This is a genomic window from Geomonas diazotrophica (genome assembly GCF_018919385.1).
Lineage (GTDB): Bacteria > Desulfobacterota > Desulfuromonadia > Geobacterales > Geobacteraceae > Geomonas > Geomonas diazotrophica.
In genome coordinates this window covers 203,864-219,623 of record NZ_JAHLMF010000011.1, presented here as the reverse complement: position 1 = coordinate 219,623, position 15,760 = coordinate 203,864, and the positions used below count along the sequence as shown (strand labels likewise).

The 15,760-nt window shown below is 64.2% G+C and carries 13 protein-coding genes; 8 read left to right on the top strand and 5 right to left on the bottom strand.

Features of this window, described 5'->3' with window-relative positions; translation table 11 throughout:
- Positions 1-2 precede the first annotated feature (2 nt).
- Complete coding sequence (locus KOM00_RS13825) at positions 3-1,361, bottom strand: HlyD family type I secretion periplasmic adaptor subunit (protein WP_216499520.1); 1,359 nt, start codon at positions 1,359-1,361, stop codon at positions 3-5.
- Positions 1,362-1,374: 13 nt separating this feature from the next.
- Entirely contained in the window at positions 1,375-3,549 is a 2,175-nt protein-coding gene (locus tag KOM00_RS13820; protein WP_216499519.1) for a type I secretion system permease/ATPase, read from the bottom strand.
- 167 nt (positions 3,550-3,716) lie between these two features.
- On the opposite strand from KOM00_RS13820, the gene KOM00_RS13815 reads away from it, so the two are divergent.
- A complete protein-coding gene (locus tag KOM00_RS13815) occupies positions 3,717-4,037 on the top strand; it encodes a hypothetical protein (RefSeq protein ID WP_216499518.1) in 321 nt (106 codons plus the stop codon).
- Here KOM00_RS13815 and KOM00_RS13810 read toward each other — a convergent pair.
- The 3 genes from KOM00_RS13810 to KOM00_RS13800 form a co-directional block, all read right to left on the bottom strand.
- Positions 4,030-6,006, bottom strand: coding sequence for a bifunctional diguanylate cyclase/phosphodiesterase (locus KOM00_RS13810; protein WP_216499517.1), 1,977 nt, complete (start codon positions 6,004-6,006; stop codon positions 4,030-4,032). The genes KOM00_RS13815 and KOM00_RS13810 overlap by 8 nt on opposite strands.
- An 18-nt stretch (positions 6,007-6,024) precedes the next feature.
- Positions 6,025-6,714, bottom strand: a complete 690-nt coding sequence (locus tag KOM00_RS13805; protein ID WP_236026952.1) for a transglutaminase-like cysteine peptidase — start codon at positions 6,712-6,714, stop codon at positions 6,025-6,027.
- An 88-nt stretch (positions 6,715-6,802) separates the two neighbouring features.
- The gene (locus KOM00_RS13800) at positions 6,803-8,104 is read right to left on the bottom strand and encodes a TolC family outer membrane protein (RefSeq protein WP_216499516.1); all 1,302 of its coding nucleotides are present in this window, start codon (positions 8,102-8,104) and stop codon (positions 6,803-6,805) included.
- Between the two features lie 324 nt (positions 8,105-8,428).
- Here KOM00_RS13800 and KOM00_RS13795 point away from each other — a divergent pair, with 324 nt between their 5' ends.
- From KOM00_RS13795 to KOM00_RS13765, 7 genes are all read left to right on the top strand, one after another.
- Positions 8,429-10,102, top strand: a complete 1,674-nt coding sequence (locus KOM00_RS13795) for an OmpA family protein (RefSeq protein WP_216499515.1) — start codon at positions 8,429-8,431, stop codon at positions 10,100-10,102.
- Positions 10,099-10,779, top strand: a complete 681-nt coding sequence (locus KOM00_RS13790) for a hypothetical protein (protein WP_216499514.1) — start codon at positions 10,099-10,101, stop codon at positions 10,777-10,779. The genes KOM00_RS13795 and KOM00_RS13790 overlap by 4 nt, the downstream gene beginning before the upstream one ends.
- Positions 10,780-10,856: 77 nt before the next feature.
- Positions 10,857-11,399 (top strand): hypothetical protein, encoded by a 543-nt coding sequence (locus tag KOM00_RS13785; protein ID WP_216499513.1) that lies wholly within the window; start codon positions 10,857-10,859, stop codon positions 11,397-11,399.
- Between the two features lie 19 nt (positions 11,400-11,418).
- Positions 11,419-11,994, top strand: coding sequence for a hypothetical protein (locus KOM00_RS13780; RefSeq protein WP_216499512.1), 576 nt, complete (start codon positions 11,419-11,421; stop codon positions 11,992-11,994).
- Positions 11,995-12,004: 10 nt separating this feature from the next.
- On the top strand, positions 12,005-12,478 hold the full coding sequence (locus tag KOM00_RS13775; protein ID WP_216499511.1) for a hypothetical protein: 474 nt from the start codon (positions 12,005-12,007) through the stop codon (positions 12,476-12,478).
- Entirely contained in the window at positions 12,475-13,581 is a 1,107-nt protein-coding gene (locus tag KOM00_RS13770) for a hypothetical protein (protein ID WP_216499510.1), read from the top strand. The genes KOM00_RS13775 and KOM00_RS13770 overlap by 4 nt, the downstream gene beginning before the upstream one ends.
- Positions 13,553-15,526, top strand: a complete 1,974-nt coding sequence (locus KOM00_RS13765) for a hypothetical protein (protein ID WP_216499509.1) — start codon at positions 13,553-13,555, stop codon at positions 15,524-15,526. Before KOM00_RS13770 ends, KOM00_RS13765 begins: the two co-directional genes overlap by 29 nt.
- Positions 15,527-15,760 lie beyond the last annotated feature (234 nt).

Sequence of the window (15,760 nt, the reverse complement as noted above, 5' to 3'; positions counted from 1 at the left end):
AATCACCTTTCGCGCAACGCCGAGTACTTGGCCTTGAGAATCGGTTTCAAGAGATAGGAGAGGATGGTCCGTTTGGCGGCCACGATGTCCACGGTGGCCACCATGCCCGGGATGATGGGGAGCGGCTTCTCCTTGGTCCCCAGGTAGTTGCGGTCGGTCCTCAGCGTGACGAGGTAGTAGCTTTCCTTGGTTTTCTCGTCGGTGATGCTGTCGGCACCGATCTGCTCCAGCCGTGCCTCCAGCCCGCCGTAGATGGTGTAGTCGTAGGCGGAGAACTTCACCGTGGCCTTCTGGTTCGGCTTCAGGAAGGCGATGTCGGCCGGCTTGATCTTGGTCTCGATGAGGAGGGTCCCCTCGGTGGGGACGATCTCCACGATGTTCATCCCCGGCTGGATGACGCCGCCGATGGTGTTGACCAGGATCCGGTTCACGGTGCCGTTCACCGGGGAGCGGACCAGGGTGCGGTCCAGACGGTCCTTGAGCGCGAGCGAGGACGCCGTTTCCTCGCCGACCTTCGCCGCGACGTCGTTGTACTCGGCCTTGGCCTTGTTGGAGAAGCTGAGCCTCAGCTCCTTCATGGCGGCGTAGCTCTCGTCGATCTTGGACTGAATGCGCGGGATCGACTGCTTGATGGTCTCGATCTCCCCCTTCATCTCGCTCGCCTTGCGCTCGAGCTGCAACAGCTCCATGTCGGAGACCGCTCCCTTGGCGACCAGGGGCCTCGTGATGTTGATCTCCTTCTGGTACAGGGTGTAGGTCTGGTTCAGCTCGCGCAGGCGGGTGCTCAGTTCCCTCAGTTCCCCCTGGCGCTGGTCGACCTGGGACTGCTTCACCTCGATGGAGTGCTTCAGCTCGGCGCGGCGCGACTCGAAGAGGGCCCGCTCGCTGGCCGCGATGCCGGCCGGAACGTCGCTCGGAATGGAGAAGCTGGTGCTGCCGGCCGCCTCGGCGCGCAGGCGGGCAGCCTTGGCCTTGTCGGCGCCGGACTTCGCCTGGCTCTGCTCCAGCGAGGAGACGAAGCGGGTCTCGTCGATCTTCAACAGGAGCTGCCCCTTCTTGACCGTGTCCCCCACCTTGACGTGCAGTTCGGAGAGGATCCCCCCCTCGAGGTTCTGGATCACCTGGACCTGGCTGGCCGGGATCACCTTCCCCTCGCCCCTGGTCGTCTGCTCCACCTCGGATACCGACGCCCAGCCGATGAAGATGACGAAGAGCGCAAACGTGGCCCAGAGGATGGCCCGCCCGCCGCGCGGGGACTGCACGAGGATCGAGGTCCTGATGTCGGTGACGTAGTCGACGTCGTCTTCGGGCATCCTGCGGAACACCCCGTTTCCCTTGTTCTTGGCTGCTTTTATCTCCACGTCGTATTCTCCGCTAGATGTTCAGGTGCCCGCGCTGCAGCGCTTCGAGGACCGTCGCCTTGGGTCCGTCGGCGATCACGGCGCCGTTGTCGATCACGATGATGCGGTCCACGAGTTCCAGGAGCGAGGCGCGGTGCGTGATCAGGACCATGGTCTTTTCCTGGGCGCCGGCCGCCAGGTTGTTCTTGAGCTTCAACTCGGCGCGGCTGTCCATGTTGCTGGTCGGTTCGTCGAAGACCAGCACCGGCGGGTCGAGCAGAAGCGCCCGTGCGATGGCCACGCACTGGCGCTGTCCGCCGGAGAGCCCGCGGCCGAACTCGCCGACCTCCATGTCGAAGCCCATGGGGTGCTTCTTGACGAACTCCCCGACGCCGGCAAGCTCCGCCGCGCGCATGATGGCGTGGTCGTCGATGTCGGCAGCCCCCAGGGTCAGGTTCTCGCGCACCGTCCCCTTGAACAGCGAGATGTCCTGCGGGACGTACCCCACGTAGTGCCGCAGCTCTGCCGGGTCGATCTGCCGGAGATCCGTGTCGTCCATGGTGACCATGCCGCTGGCCGGCTCGAAGAGGCCCAAAAGGAGCTTCCCGAGCGTGGTCTTGCCGGAGCCGATGGGGCCGATGACGCCGACCTTTTCGCCCGGGGCGATCTGCAGGGAGATGTTGTTCAGCGCGTTGACCGTCTGTCCGGGATAGGCGAAGAAGAGCGCCTTCACCCCGATCCCCCCCTTGAAGCGGGGGCGGTGCAGGAAGGTCTTGCCGGCGGGGCGCTCCACCGGGAGCTTCATGATGTCGTCCAGGGCCCGGTAGGCCTCCTTGGCCCGGTGGTAGCGGGTGGCGAGGTTGGCCACCTGGGCCACCGGCGCCACCACCTGCCGGGACAGGATCACCAGCGCCACCAGCCCCCCCTGGGTCAGTTCGCGCAGGGCGATGGCGTAGACCCCGGCGATGACCAGGGCGACCACGGCGAGGTTCTGTACCAGGTAGGAGACGTTGCTCACCGAGGAGGAGAGGAAGCGGGAGCGCGCGCTCCAGGTGGAGATGTAGCTGACGGCGTCCTCCCAGCTCCGCTGCACGTGGCTCTCCGCACCGAGCATCTTCACCGTCTCCAGCCCGGCGAGCCCCTCGACCAGGATGGCGTTCTTCTGGCTCGATGCGGCGAACGTGTTCTCCACGGCCCGGCGCAGCGGCGCCTGGATGCAGGCGGAGTAGAGCAGCATGAGAGCGATGCTCACCAGGAAGATGGTCAGGATGGCGCCACCGCCGATGTACCAGATCACCACCAGACCCAGGATGACGAACGGGAGGTCGATGACGGCGGTGATGGAGAAGGAGGTGATGAAGTCGAGGATGGTCTCGAATTCCCTCAGGTTGTTGGAGAAGGAGCCGATCGACTGCGGGCGCGCCTCCAGGCGGAGGTTCAGCACCCGCTGCAACAGCAGCGAGGAGATCTTCAGGTTGGCTTTCTTGCCCGCCTCGTCGACGAAGTAGCCGCGCAGCCCCTGCATCAGGACGCTGAACAGGTACACCACGGTGACGCCGATGGAGAGGACCCAGAGGGTCTCGTAGGCGCTGTTCGGAATGACCCGGTCGTAGACGTTCAGGATGTAGAAGGTGCTGACCAGGGCGAAGACGTTGATCAGGAAGGAGGCGATCAGGACGTCGCGGTAGATGCGCCAGGATGAGGTGATCGCCCCCCAGAACCAGTTTCCCTTCCCGTCCTCGCGGGTCACGCTGGTCGACTTGCCGATGCGGTACCTGGGGCGGACGAAGACGGCGAAGCCGGTGTAGAGCTTCTCCAGTTCGGCGCGGGTCAACGTCTTCTCGCCGGTCCCCGCCTCCGGGAGCAGGATCTTGAAGCTGTCCGACTCCGGGAGCCGCTCGACCACCGCGCACGCCTGCCGGTTGTGCAAAAGCAGGATGGCGGGGAGCTGCAGCTGGGAGATCCGCTCAAGGGGGCGCTTCACCAGGCGGGAGGAGAGCCCGGCGCGCTCGGCGCAGCGGGGAAACAGCTCGACCGTCACGCGGTTTTGCACCAGGGGGAGCCCGGCGGTCAGCCCCGTCCGCGATGCCGGCAGCCCGTGCAGCTTGGCCACCAAAAGGAGCGAGTCGAGAAGGGGGTCGTCGTGGCGATCGCTGTCCTCGCCGACATTCCACTCTGTTTCTTGGGTAAGGTTTTCAGTCTCTGGCACGTCCGATCCTCTTTAGCTGTAAAGGGGCCGCTCAAATGAACGGGAAACATACTAGCATAATACCTTTCACATTGGTAAACGTTTTGCGTTATACTTGCGGCTGTCTTCCCGTGTCAGTACCTCTTTTAGAAACACCGTCAGCCACCCGTTCAAAGAAAGGATACTCCATGTTTTATGTAGAAAGAGACGGCGAGGGCAAGATCGTCGCCCTGCACAAAAGTCCCGCCGCATCGGCCACCGAACAGAAATCCCCGATGGACGAGGAGGTGATCGCCTTCCTGAACGAAGCCGGGGCCTGGGGGGAGGCGCTGGCCTTCTCCGACGCGGCCACCGTGCGCGTCATCGAGGACCTGGTCGACCTCCTGGTCAGAAAGAACGTGATCAACTTCACCGAACTCCCCGAACAGGCGCAGCAGAGGATCAAGGCACGCCAGAGCCTGCGCGAGAAGATCTCCTCCACCGACCTCTTGGTGCACGACATCATCTGACGGCGGGGTAGGAGGCCAAAGGCGTCGGCCTGCCGAAGAAGTACCCCTGCATGGCGTCAAGGTTCAGCTCCTTGAGGATGGCCGCCTGCTCTTCGCTTTCCACCCCTTCCGCCACCACCTTGATGTCGATGCTGTGCGCCACGCTGCAGAGCGAGGCGACGTAGAACCTGCTGTCGGTCTCCCCGCCGGAAAGCTCGCCGGTGTAGGCCCGGTCGATCTTCACGTATTCCGGGTGCAGTGACTGCAGGTAGCCAAGCTTCGAGAAGCTGCGGCCGTAATGGTCGAGACCGATGCCGTGGCCGCAGGCCCGTACGGCGGCGCCGAACTCCCTGATGTTCTGCAGGTGCTGCACCGCGGCGAACTCGGAGAACTCGAAGCTCACGTGGGGTGCGGAGGGGGGGAGGGCCTTTAAGAAGGCGTAGAGCCAGTTCCGGAACGCATCGTCCTCCAGGGAGGTAGGGGACAGGTTGATGGCGATCCGGTCCACCCCGAGGCGGCGGTAGTCGGCCTTCAAGGCCTCCTCGATCACCATGCGGTCGATGGCGGACACGAGCTTCAGCCGCTCCGCGACCGGCATGAACAGGGCGGCGTCCAGCGGCTTGCCGTCCTCCTGCATGATGCGCGCGAAGAGCTCCAGCTGGAGCAGTTTGCGACCCGGCCCGTTCTCGATCACCCCCTGCGCGTCGAGCCTTATGCGCCTCTCCTCGAGCGCCCGCACCAGGGCGTCCTTCCAGTGCTGCTGCCCCTGCGGCAGCGCGTCCGAATCCCCGGTCACCGCACGCAGTTCCCAGCTGTTGGCCCCCTTTTGCAGCGCCGCGGAGAGCGCCAGGTCCGCCTCGGCCAGAAGCCTCGTGAGCGTGGTGCTTCCCTGGTAGGTGGCGATGCCGAGGTGGCCTATGTTGTCGGAAAGGGTGATCTTCTCCATGGCGATCCGGCCGAGCTGCGCCGCGATCTCGGTGGCGATGATCCCCCCCTCGGAAGGGGAGGCGTCGGGGAGGAAGATGCCGAAGTCGCCGCCGGTGAGGCGGGAAAGCGCGGTGTCGGCGTAGGCCTTCACCGAATTCTTCAGGAGCGCGGCCACCCGCTTCAGCAGGTCGTCGCCCGCCTGCAGCCCCCTTTTCTGGTTCAGCGCCTCCAGTCCGTGGATCCTCAACAAGAGGAGCAGCCCGCAGCCGTTTTGGTCCTGACTACCGAGGTCGGCGTTCACCTGGCTCTCGAACAGGCGCCGGTTCCCCAAGAGGGTGACCGGGTCCTGGTAGGCCCTTTCCTGGAGCCCCTCGGCCCGCGCCGCTTGCTCCTCGAACATCTCCTTCACCTTCACCGTCATCCGGTTCATCGCCTCCACCACGCTCTTGAATTCGCGGGTGCGCGGCAGCGACTCCTGCAACTGGTACTCCTTGCGGCACAGGGCGTCCGCCTGGCGCTCGACGGCGGCCAGGGGCTTCAACAGGATCCTGAGCCCGATCCCCGCCGCCAGGAGCAGGAAGGCCGCGCAGGCGGCGAACCAGATGGTCATGCTGATCACCTCGCTCCAGAGCGTTGCGTAGGCGTAGCCGGGGTGGCTCTTGACCAGGATGGTCCCACCCTGGTTCCACCCTGCCATCACGTCCGAGGCCGCCTCCGGGGTCTTCAGAGGGACCAGCGCCACGAACCACTGCGGCACGTCCTCGACCCGGACCGGGAGCGTCCGCTCGATGAGCACCTTGCCGCGCGGGTCGGCGTAGGTGATCTTCTGGTAGTAGCCCCGGTCGAACAGTGCGCTGATCATCCCCTCCACCAGGGTAAGGTCCTTCTGGGCCACGTGGGGTGAGATGGAGAGGGCCAGCGATGTGGCGGTGTCCTGCACGTGGGACTCCAGCTGGTTGGTGAGGAAGGTCCGCGTGTTGGCGAGCTTCGCGTACCAGGTGCCGGTGAACAGCAGCAGGAAGAGCACGACGGTGAAAATGATGAGCTGTCGATACAGTGTCATAGGGTTACCCTTTGTCCGTTACAGTCTGTTCTCGGACATCTTTTGAAGAAGGTCCTGCCAAAGCCTCAGCCGGCTCGACTTGCCGGCGGGCTTGCCCATCCCCCTTTGCTTGGCGAGCCACAGCCCGGAGCCGTTGAAGCTCAAGATCGGCATCAGGTCGTTGCGCTTGGAGGCGTGGTCTATGGAATCGACCAGGTTGTCGAGCACGAGCGGCTCGGCCTCGGGCGTGCTGTAGTAGGTGAGCACCATGTGGTGGATGTTGTAGCGCAGCGCCTTGACGTAGGTGATGCGGAGCTTTTCGTCTTCCACACCCATCGCCTTTAGGGTGAAGTACTTGGCGATGGCGAAGTCCTCGCAGTCCCCGGCCCCCTTGGCCAGGAATTCGATCGGGGTCGCCCAGTAGTCCTCTACCCCCCAGACGTCCCAGTCGCTGGCGAAACGGATCCTCTCGTTGAAGAAGCGGTTCACCTTGTCGAGCTTGTCCCGGTCGGACCGGCTCCTGTCCCGCGCGATCAGCTCCTCCCAGGCGGTCAGGCGGCGCAGGGCCTGCCCGCCGTACTTCTTCTCGGCCTGTTGCAGGATGGAGCGGTCGACGCTGAAGTTGCCGGCGGGGAGGACGGTGCCGGCAAGCAAAAGCGCCGCCATGAGGGCGGTCAAGGACAGCGATGTCAGTCGTTTCAGGTAGATGCCCACGGTTATCCCGGCCAAGGTGCTCTTTCTCTAAAAAAAAGCCCGGACCGTCCTTAAAGGTAGCGGCGATCCGGGGCTCTATAATACAGTGCTCTCTCGGGATAGTCTACGGCGTTCCTGCCGCCGTGGTGACCCTGCCGGTCTGGTCGGGAGCCTGCAGGCCGAGGGTCGGCAACAGGCGCGACATGCCGTTTAGGAGCCGGTACTCGGCGTAGCGCTGGTCGTACTGCGCGTTCACCAGGCTCGCCTTGGCGTTGATCAGCTCGGCCTGGGTGTCCAGCAGGTCGAACATGGTCCTCCTGCCGATGGACCACTGGGCGGCGAAGGCGTCGGCGGTCTGGGCGGCGGCCTTGACGTAGTCGTCGAGGTACTTGATCCGCTCCTGGGCGGAACGGTTGGCTTCCCAGGAGAGCCGGATCGACTGCACCGTCTGGCGCTTGGTGTTCTCGAGGATTTCCTCAGCCTCGTACACCTCGCTCTGGGTCTGCCCCAGGCGCGCCTTGTTCCAGCCGCCGTTCAGGATGTTGAAGGTGAGGGTGGCGGTCCCCAGGAACTCCTCGCGGTTCCCGGGGAAGTCGTTGTAGTCCTTGAGCCAGCGGTAGTCGAGTGCCACGTCGAGGCTCGGGTAGAGCAGGCTCTTCGCGGCCTCGTGCTGCGCCGTTCTCTCCTGAACCCCTTCCCGGGCTGACTTGAGCGCCTGGTTCCCGCCAACCGCCAGTTCCTCCGCCTCTTCCTTGCTCCTGGGGAGACGCGGCCCGACCGACTGGGGCTCGGTGAGCTCGCCGGGAAGGTAGCCGATCACCGCCTGGTAGTCGGCGAGGCTGTCGGAGAGGTTGGCCTGGGCGGCGGCGAGGTTGCTCTCCGCCAGCGCCACACGCCCCTTGACCTGCTCGAAGTCGGCCCGGCGGTCGACCCCGGACTCGCTTCTCAACTTCACCTGGTCGTGGATGCGCAGGTGGTTGGTCAGGTTCTCCTGGGCCAGGGCCAGGAGCTTTTCACTCTTCAAGACGTTGAGGTAGACCTTGGAGGCCAAAAGGGCGTTGTTCTCAGCGGAGTTCCCCAACTGGTACTGCTGGGCCCGGGCTCGGGCCTCCTGGCGCTCGACCTCGCTTTGGGTCCCGAAGAAGCGGAACACGTTCTGGCGCACGCTGATGGTCGCGGCGTTTGGGTAGACGGTGCCGAAGGTCGGCTCGTGCTGGCGGGTCACCCCGGCTGCCAGCGAGAGGTCCATGGTGGGGAGGTAGCCGGCCTTGGCCTGGCGCACTTCCTTCTCGCGTGCCACCTTGTTGTAGTAGTTCGCCCGCACCTCGGGGTTGGAGCGAAGCATGTACTGCACAGCGTCCTGGAGCGTCTCCGCCTGGGCGGCGCCCGCTGCCGACGCGAACATCCCCAATGCCAATACTGTCACTAATTTCCTGGTTCGTGGCATAGCATACCTTCCTGTGATGTCATATGGGTATTTGCAAATTAAATTTTACTAATATTTGCACTCTTGACTCATTATATACCGAGTAGTTGCTAATGTCGACACACATATTATGTGCTCATAATAAATTTGCAAATATTATTTTTTGTGTTTAATATATGGCGGGCCGTGAGTCAAGCATAAAGAATCATATGCCATTTGACACGGCGGGTTTTAATAGTAGCTTAGTAGTACCGTTTGGCAAGCCTGTGAGATTAAAGTGCAACTTTAATGCAATCTAATACAACTGAAACGGAGAAGATTGATTTGAAACGACATGCATTGATGATGATGGCAATGGCGTTGCTCCTCGCCTCCCGTCCCGGTCCGTCGGCAGCAGCCGACGCGCCGCAGGGGGGGAGCCCGGCGAGCAACAGGGTGGGGACCTTCTCGATCTCCCCGGTGGTCGGCGGAGTCTCCTTTGACGGGGAGCAGCACCTGGAAACCGCGCCGGTGTTCGGCCTGCGCGCGGGCTACAACTTCACCCGCAACCTCGAGGCGGAGGCGCTCTTCGACTACTCGAAGACCCGCTCGACGCTGACCGACAACAACACCGACTTCCTGCGCTACGGGGCCGACCTGCTGTGGAACTTCCGCCCCGACGAGAAGTTCGTCCCCAACGTGGCCGCGGGCTACGCCGGGACGCAGCTTAAGTCGCAGACCAAGGGGGCCTTCGACCTCGGCGCCGGCTTCAAGTACTTCGTCACCGAGGACATGGCCTGGCGCGGCGACGTGCGGGGGATCTTCCTCGACAACAAGATCGACAGGTACGCCATCGAGTACACCACCGGGATCTACATCCCCTTCGGCGTGACCCCGCCGGTCGCGAAGCTCCCGGCCCCGCCGCCTCCGCCCGAGCCGGTGGCGCGGCCGCTCCCCGCGGCACAGCCGACCTTGAACCTGACCGTACCGCCTCCTGTGGTGCCGGTACCGGTGGCCGCTCCCGAGGTCTCCCTGGCCGCCGCTCCCGCCTCCATCAAGAAGGGGGAGAAGTCGGTGCTGACCTGGCAGAGCAAGCGGGCCGACAACTGCGAGATGCGTCCCGACGTCGGCGACGTAGCCGCCAACGGTTCCACCATCGTGACCCCCGCGGCCGACACCATCTACACCGTGACCTGCAAGGGCAAAGGGGGCACCGCCTCCGCCAACGCGGCAGTCATGGTGGTCCAGCCGACCCAGGCGGAGAAACGCTTCTGCAACCAGCCTGCGGTGCTGATGATCAACTTCGACACCGACAAGTGGAACGTGAAGCCGCAGTACCACGCCGAGTTGAAGACGGTGGGCGACTTCCTGAACGAGTTCCCCGAGGCCCACGGCGAGATCTCCGGTCACACCGACGGCACCGCCAGCGTCCCTTACAACCAGAGGCTCTCCGAACGGCGCGCCCAGTCGGTGCGCGACTACATCGTCAAGAACTTCAACATCGATCCCAAGCGGCTGACCGCGAAGGGGTACGGCAAGTCCCGCCCGGTGGCGACCAACAAGACCGCCGTGGGGCGCGCGAAGAACAGGCGCATCGAGGCGAACCTCGTATGCGAGAAGAACGGTGTGCAACAGGCGCCGGCAGCCCAGTCGGGCCCGACCCCAAAGGCCGCGGGCAAAGCAGCCGCGGTAAAGAAAGGGAGCGCCCTTGGAAAAAAGCCGGTAGCCCTGGTGCCAGCGCAAGGTAACGTCGCCAACGGTGACGTTCCTCCTGCGCAACGCCAGGGCGAACCCGAAGCACGCTTTTTCCCGCAGGCCGCTGATCCGGGTGTGACCGCATCCGGATCGGCCCTCCTCCCCGCAGCACAAAGAAAGGGGGAAGAAACCGCAAGGTACTTCCCCAACGCGGCAGCACCCGAACTGAAGGAGGGGGCCGTGCCCCCTCCGCTTCCCGCGGCCAAACGCATCCAAGAGCCCCTGCGGCCTACCCGGACCAGCCTCCTGAACCCGGGCAGGTGACGGCGAGGGTCGCTCCAGCGCTCCCCGCGGCGCAGCTCCCCCCGCAGGCGGTTCCGCTTGTCGAGGGAGCGCAGCCGGCCCCGGAACTCAAGGCGGCGAAAGAGCCGCCCGAGCTTCCCCCCGCACAACTAAGCAAACAGGCAGCCCTGCCTACTCCCGATACCCCCGCCACTTCAGCGCCGACCGCGCTTCCCTCCATCGCCGCCGCGCCGGCCGCACTCCCCCTGGCTGCCGTTTCCGAAGCAGCATCCGTCGCCTCCGCGCTCAGAAAGCAGGAGCCCGAACCCGTCGCTCCCGATGAAGCGCCCTTCGAGCTCAAGGCGACCACGCCCACCCCCGTGCCCGATGGCAGGATCGCCCTGACCGGCATCACCATCGACAAGGACGGCCTCAGTCTGTACACGAGCGGCAAGGTGAACGAATTCAACCTGATCACCATGGTGGAGCCCTTCAGCCTGGTCATCGACCTCTACGGTGCGGTGAACGGCATAGGCCTCCCCAAGGCGCCGGTGGAAAAATTCGACCTCACCACCGTTCGTTTCAGAGAGTTCCCCGACCATCTCCAGATTACCCTCGACGCCGGCCGGGAGGAAATCATCCCCTACCGCAGCTTCAAGACCGACACCGGGTTGAGGATCAATATCAAACCGAGAAGCAGTCACCACATAGGCCCCTGACCGGCAGCGCAGGCGCTGCCTCCCGGAGGCCCACGATACGATGCTCTGAGTAGCTCATCCGTAAGGAGGAGTCTGACATGGACCACGGTATTGCATTGCGATGGAAACTGGCTGTCGTAGTGACGGGATTGGTGTCTCTACTTGCCGCGCCGGTGCTTGGCGCCGATGCGCAGCCCCCCGCCGCTGCGCCGCAGGACGCGCCCACCGAGCAGGCGAACGACCTCGGGCTTGAGCTGAGGCTGCAGACGGTGAAGAAGGACCTCCTGGTCATGCTCAACTTCGCCGAGCACTTCATCGCCAGCGGCGAGACCAAGACGGCGGCCCAGCTCCAGGCACCCCTCGACGACTACCTGAGGAGGCACGCCGACTACCTGGTGACCCAGGCGGTGGACGGCTCCAACAACGAGATGACCCAGCTCTCGGCGGAGATCGCGCTGGTGAAGACGCGGCTTCTGATCGTGCTCAACTACCGTGATGATGCCGGCAGCGTCCTCGCCGAGATGAAGAGGCTCTACGCTCCCTACCAGAAGATGTCGGTGCAGATCCAGGGGAAGACCACCACGCTGGACGAGGCCATCCGCCAGCTGGACAGCGACCTGGCGCGCATCGCCAAGAAATAACCGCTAAGGAGCCGCCGTCATGGACATTCTGGGCCTGATCACCATCAACCCCAACAGTTTCAACATCTGGTCGCTGAGAATCTCGCTCACCCTGACCTCCAGCATATTCATCATCGCGATGGTGCTGGCGGCGCGTGCCTTTTTGCACGCGAAGGCGCTGGACCAAAAGCACCTGGACAGCATCAAGGACCAGCACGCCTCGCCTACGGACACCCTCGCCGAAAGCGTGGCGAAGATGCTCTGGGCCACCAGCCAAAGCGACAACGCGACTGGAGCTGCGGCACCCAAGGAGTTTCTGTACGACGCCACCCGCGAAGTGGCGCAGAACAACTTCAACGGCACCTTCGTGAACCGCATCTACATGTGCGCGAACCTGCTCCCACCCATCGGCCTGTGGGGGACCGTGGCCGGGATGATCGTGATCTTTCTCTACACCGGGGACCCAGGGAGCGCCATCAACAACGGCGCCATCGGGGCGAAGCTCTGGTCGACCTACTTCGCCCTCATGTACTACGTGCTGCTGCAGGCGATCTGCGTCTGCCTGGACGTGATGGCCAAGCGTTCCATCAACCGCGGCCTGCAGGTGAAGATCTAGGAGGTGGACCATGCGCACGGTGGGAACATCCCGGAACCAGTGGCTCATCTCGTTTACCGACGTCGCCTTTTTGCTCCTCCTGGTCTTCACCCAGATGTCCCGGATGGACACCTCGAGCAGCCAGGTGGCTGAGATGCAGCTCCCGGCGCCGGTGGTGGCGAAGAGCCCCGAGTTGGTGGCGATGCAGTCCAACCCCGACTACCACCAGCTCCTGGTGGAGAAGCACAGCGCGAAACCGTACCGGCTGGCGCACATCCTGCGCGGCAAGGAGGCGGCGCGCACCGACCCCCTCTCCTACGACGAGCTCTGCTCGGCGCTGAAGCACCTGCAGGGGAACCGGGAGCAGCCGCGCCCGGTCGTGGTGCCGCTTCCCGAATCCTACAGCAGCGACCTTCTCTCCGCGGCGGCGGTGGTGAGCAGGTACTGGAGCTCCAACGGACTGGCGGTCGTGCGCACCTCGCGCACCGGAGGGGACAAGCCATGACCCTGCGCGTCCAGAACGCCTGCGGCCACGGGGGCACGCGCCTTAGGCACATCCTGGTCTGCGCCGAGCACGAGATGCGCCCCCCGGTCCCCCTGTGGCTGAGAGGGTCGGTGGTGGCGGCCTTGGTCCTTGTGGCGCTTTGCGTGAGCCGCTTCCAGATGCCCGGGGCTCCGGTCTCCAAACGCACCATCATGGACGTGAGCCGGCTGGATTTGAAGGCCCCCCCGGCGCACCCAAGGACGCTGCCTCCCGTCGAGAAGCCGGTGCCGGCACGGCAAAACCCGCGCACCATGTACGCCCTGGACCTGAAGCCGCCGCAGTACCGCCCTCCCGAGCCGGGGGGGCGTGAGCATGCCGGACAGCCCAGGAACGCGCCGCTCAGGCACGAGGTGGATTACCCCGCGGAGCTGCAGCGCCCGGCAATCGCCCGCGCTTCAGGCTACCAGAGTGGCTCCGAGGTGACCCTCTACCCGGCGGTCGCCCGGGAGCGCAAGGGGACGGAACCTTTCGACGCTCTTGGCGGCGCGCCTCCGGAGCGTCTGCCGGCCGCGAGGCTCAGGAAGGAGGCGGGGAGCGTCGAGGTGGGGGGGCGCCCCTCGCCCAAGAGCACCTACATCTACCGGGTGCGGGGCGGGCCTAACGCAGTTCCCGCGGCCGACGAACCGATTTACTTGCCGCAGCGTCCGGCCCGCGCCGTCGAGGTGGGGGGGAGCGCGCCACCCCTGCGGGTCGCGGCGGTGAGGAGCGCGCCGCAGGTGTCCATCGAGGAGCCCAAGGGAGGGCCGGTCCAGGCGGCGCGGCAGCGGAGCAAGAGCCCGGCAGGGAGCGGCGCGAACGGTTCGGAGGTCGCGCTGGCGCGCGGGGTGTCGCTGATGAGCCTCAAGATCTGCGACAGCGCCCTGCAGCAGGAGGAATCGATCAAGGCGGTATTGAGCGTGGTGGGGTCGCGCTCGAGCTGCAGCAGTGACAAAGGTGAGTTCCAGTTCAAGGGGACCAAACGCGTATCGTCCTTCAACCTCATCATCTTCCCTTCCAGGGGACGAGAGCCATCCCAGCGATGCGAGGAGTTGGAATATGCTTACGACTGCCTTAAAAAAAACTGACGTCAAACGGATCCTCTGTTTCATCTTCTTATGCGTCCTCTGCCTCCTGATGGGGGCCGCCCCCTCCTGGGGCGCCTCCAAGAAAAAGGGGCACGCCGTACCGGCCAGGAAGGAGCACAAGACGGCTGCCGTCCCGGCCCCGGCCCTCCCCCAGATCAAGGAGTGGGGGCCCTACCTCGACGTGGCCTACGAGCTCACCTACTGGGACAAGAACGAGATCAAGGAATGGCGCGAGAAGCGCGACCAGGAGATCGGCGAGACGCTCACGTCCTACATCGCCACCTGGAACGGCAAGCTCATGTCCGGGCAGAAGGGGGAGCAGCCGCAGCTCTTTCGCGACCGCGACTATTTAAGGCTCGCCATCGCCCAGACCGTCGACTACCTGCAAAGCGACAACCAGGAGAGCCTGGCCGCCGCGGCCAAGACCATTGAGAGCCTGAAGGGGAAGGCCTCCATGCCCGAGGTCGCCTACTGGTCCGGGATGGTGAAGGCGCTGCAGGCGTTGGAGCGCGATGACGCGGACGATTTCGTCGCCCAGGTCTACGGCATCTGGAACGGGTCGATCCTGTACATCGAGAAGAACGAGATCGCCACCGGTGCGACCAGCGGCTCAGTCCCCACCAACACCCCCTTCTACTACCGTAACCTCATCAACCTGGTGGTGAACCGGGCCATCATCGCGAGGAAGCTCGACGGCCTGAATGCGCTGGGCCCCCTGTTCGTGATGATGAACGACAGGAACCTCGGGGAGAAGGACAGCGAAGGGAAGTACACGAAGACATTGGTGCAGCGCATCGTGGACGGGCTGAACGCGCCCGACTCGGACTGCTACCGGTTGAACTTCACCGTTGCGGCCATCGAGTCCAAGCGCCTGCAGCAGGTGGCGAGCGCCAAGCTCGACGCCGAGGGTATGACCGAGGCGGTGCAAAAGACCTACGAGCGGGCGCGGACCTACAACGACCTCTGCTTCAAGTGGGCAGCGGGGCCGAGGTCGAGCGGCGTGGTCACGGCGGCGGTGGACTACCTGGACATGACCAGCTTCGCCATCCCGCGCCTGGCCGACAACGAGAACTCCGCGTCCTACAAGTTCTTCGCCACGTTGCCGGACCAGGAGGGGCGCACCGCGCTCCTGAAGTCGATGGCGATCTTCAACGACATCGCGCCATACTCGGCGGGGGGATGGGAGCGGGCCGGCTACCAGAGCCGCGAGCTGTACCTGAAGTCGGCGCACCGGCTCTGGCGGGCCATCATGGAGCTCGCCCTTTGGACCGGCGACTACTACCTGGTGAAGCTGAACACCACCCAGGACTCGCAGAGCATCCAAAGCTACGCCACCTCCATGCAGATGGCGCTCAACTCCTACCTGAACTTCCTGACGGCCCAGCAGGGTAGGGGGTACAACGACGTGATCCCGGACTCGGCCTACTTCGGTGCCTTCGAGGCGAGCGACAAGGTCTCCTACGCCTACCGCAAGGTGAGCGAGTTCAGTACCGACAACGGCGCCTACAACCTGTGGTTCACGCACCGGCTCCTCTCGGCCGAGCTGTTCCCGCTCTCCCTGCGCGAGGTGCGCCAGACCTCGTCGGCGCTCAAGAAGGACGGGCGCTACAACCTGTACCTCGACTACTTCCTGCCGCTGGCGAGCCGCATCAAGCAGTCTCCGGCCATCAAGAAGTGGGTGAGCGCGCAGCGTCCCGAGACGGCGACGGCGAGCCTTGCCTACATAACCACGATCGACAAGCTCTTTGCCGGCACGGCGACTGCCGATGCGCCGTCCGACACCCAGCTGGTCGCCTCGTTCCAGAGCATGCGTGAAGAGATGCAGAGGAATCCGGACCATCCGACGCACAACCTTTTGAAGCTCTTCTATCTCGAGGAGATCCAGAAGAACTCCAACTTCACCAAGCTGGTCAAGGAACCAAACCGTCTGGACCGGCCGTTCTGATTTGGCGGCTGCCGAAGTGCAGCACGTGCCCCGGCGAGGGGGATTTACCTTCCCCCCCAATCATAAAAAAGCCCTCTGAAGTAGCAGAGGGCTTTTTTTCGTCCCATGCTTGGCATTGGCCTGGACACAGGTAATATATCATCTCTGATTTAGCTACCGGCAGGTATGGCAGGAACAAAAGTGAGATCTCTGTAATCTCGATCACTATGTCAGTCTAGTACCAAGGTACAATAG

Excerpts from the sequence above, each read along its gene's own strand:
- KOM00_RS13765 (WP_216499509.1), top strand. The coding sequence starts at position 13,553 with ATGCTTACGACTGCCTTAAAAAAAACTGACGTCAAACGGATCCTCTGT.
- KOM00_RS13780 (WP_216499512.1), top strand. The coding sequence starts at position 11,419 with ATGGACATTCTGGGCCTGATCACCATCAACCCCAACAGTTTCAACATC.
- KOM00_RS13770 (WP_216499510.1), top strand. The coding sequence starts at position 12,475 with ATGACCCTGCGCGTCCAGAACGCCTGCGGCCACGGGGGCACGCGCCTT.
- KOM00_RS13815 (WP_216499518.1), top strand. The coding sequence starts at position 3,717 with ATGTTTTATGTAGAAAGAGACGGCGAGGGCAAGATCGTCGCCCTGCAC.
- KOM00_RS13785 (WP_216499513.1), top strand. The coding sequence starts at position 10,857 with ATGGACCACGGTATTGCATTGCGATGGAAACTGGCTGTCGTAGTGACG.
- KOM00_RS13810 (WP_216499517.1), bottom strand. The coding sequence starts at position 6,006 with ATGACACTGTATCGACAGCTCATCATTTTCACCGTCGTGCTCTTCCTG.
- KOM00_RS13775 (WP_216499511.1), top strand. The coding sequence starts at position 12,005 with ATGCGCACGGTGGGAACATCCCGGAACCAGTGGCTCATCTCGTTTACC.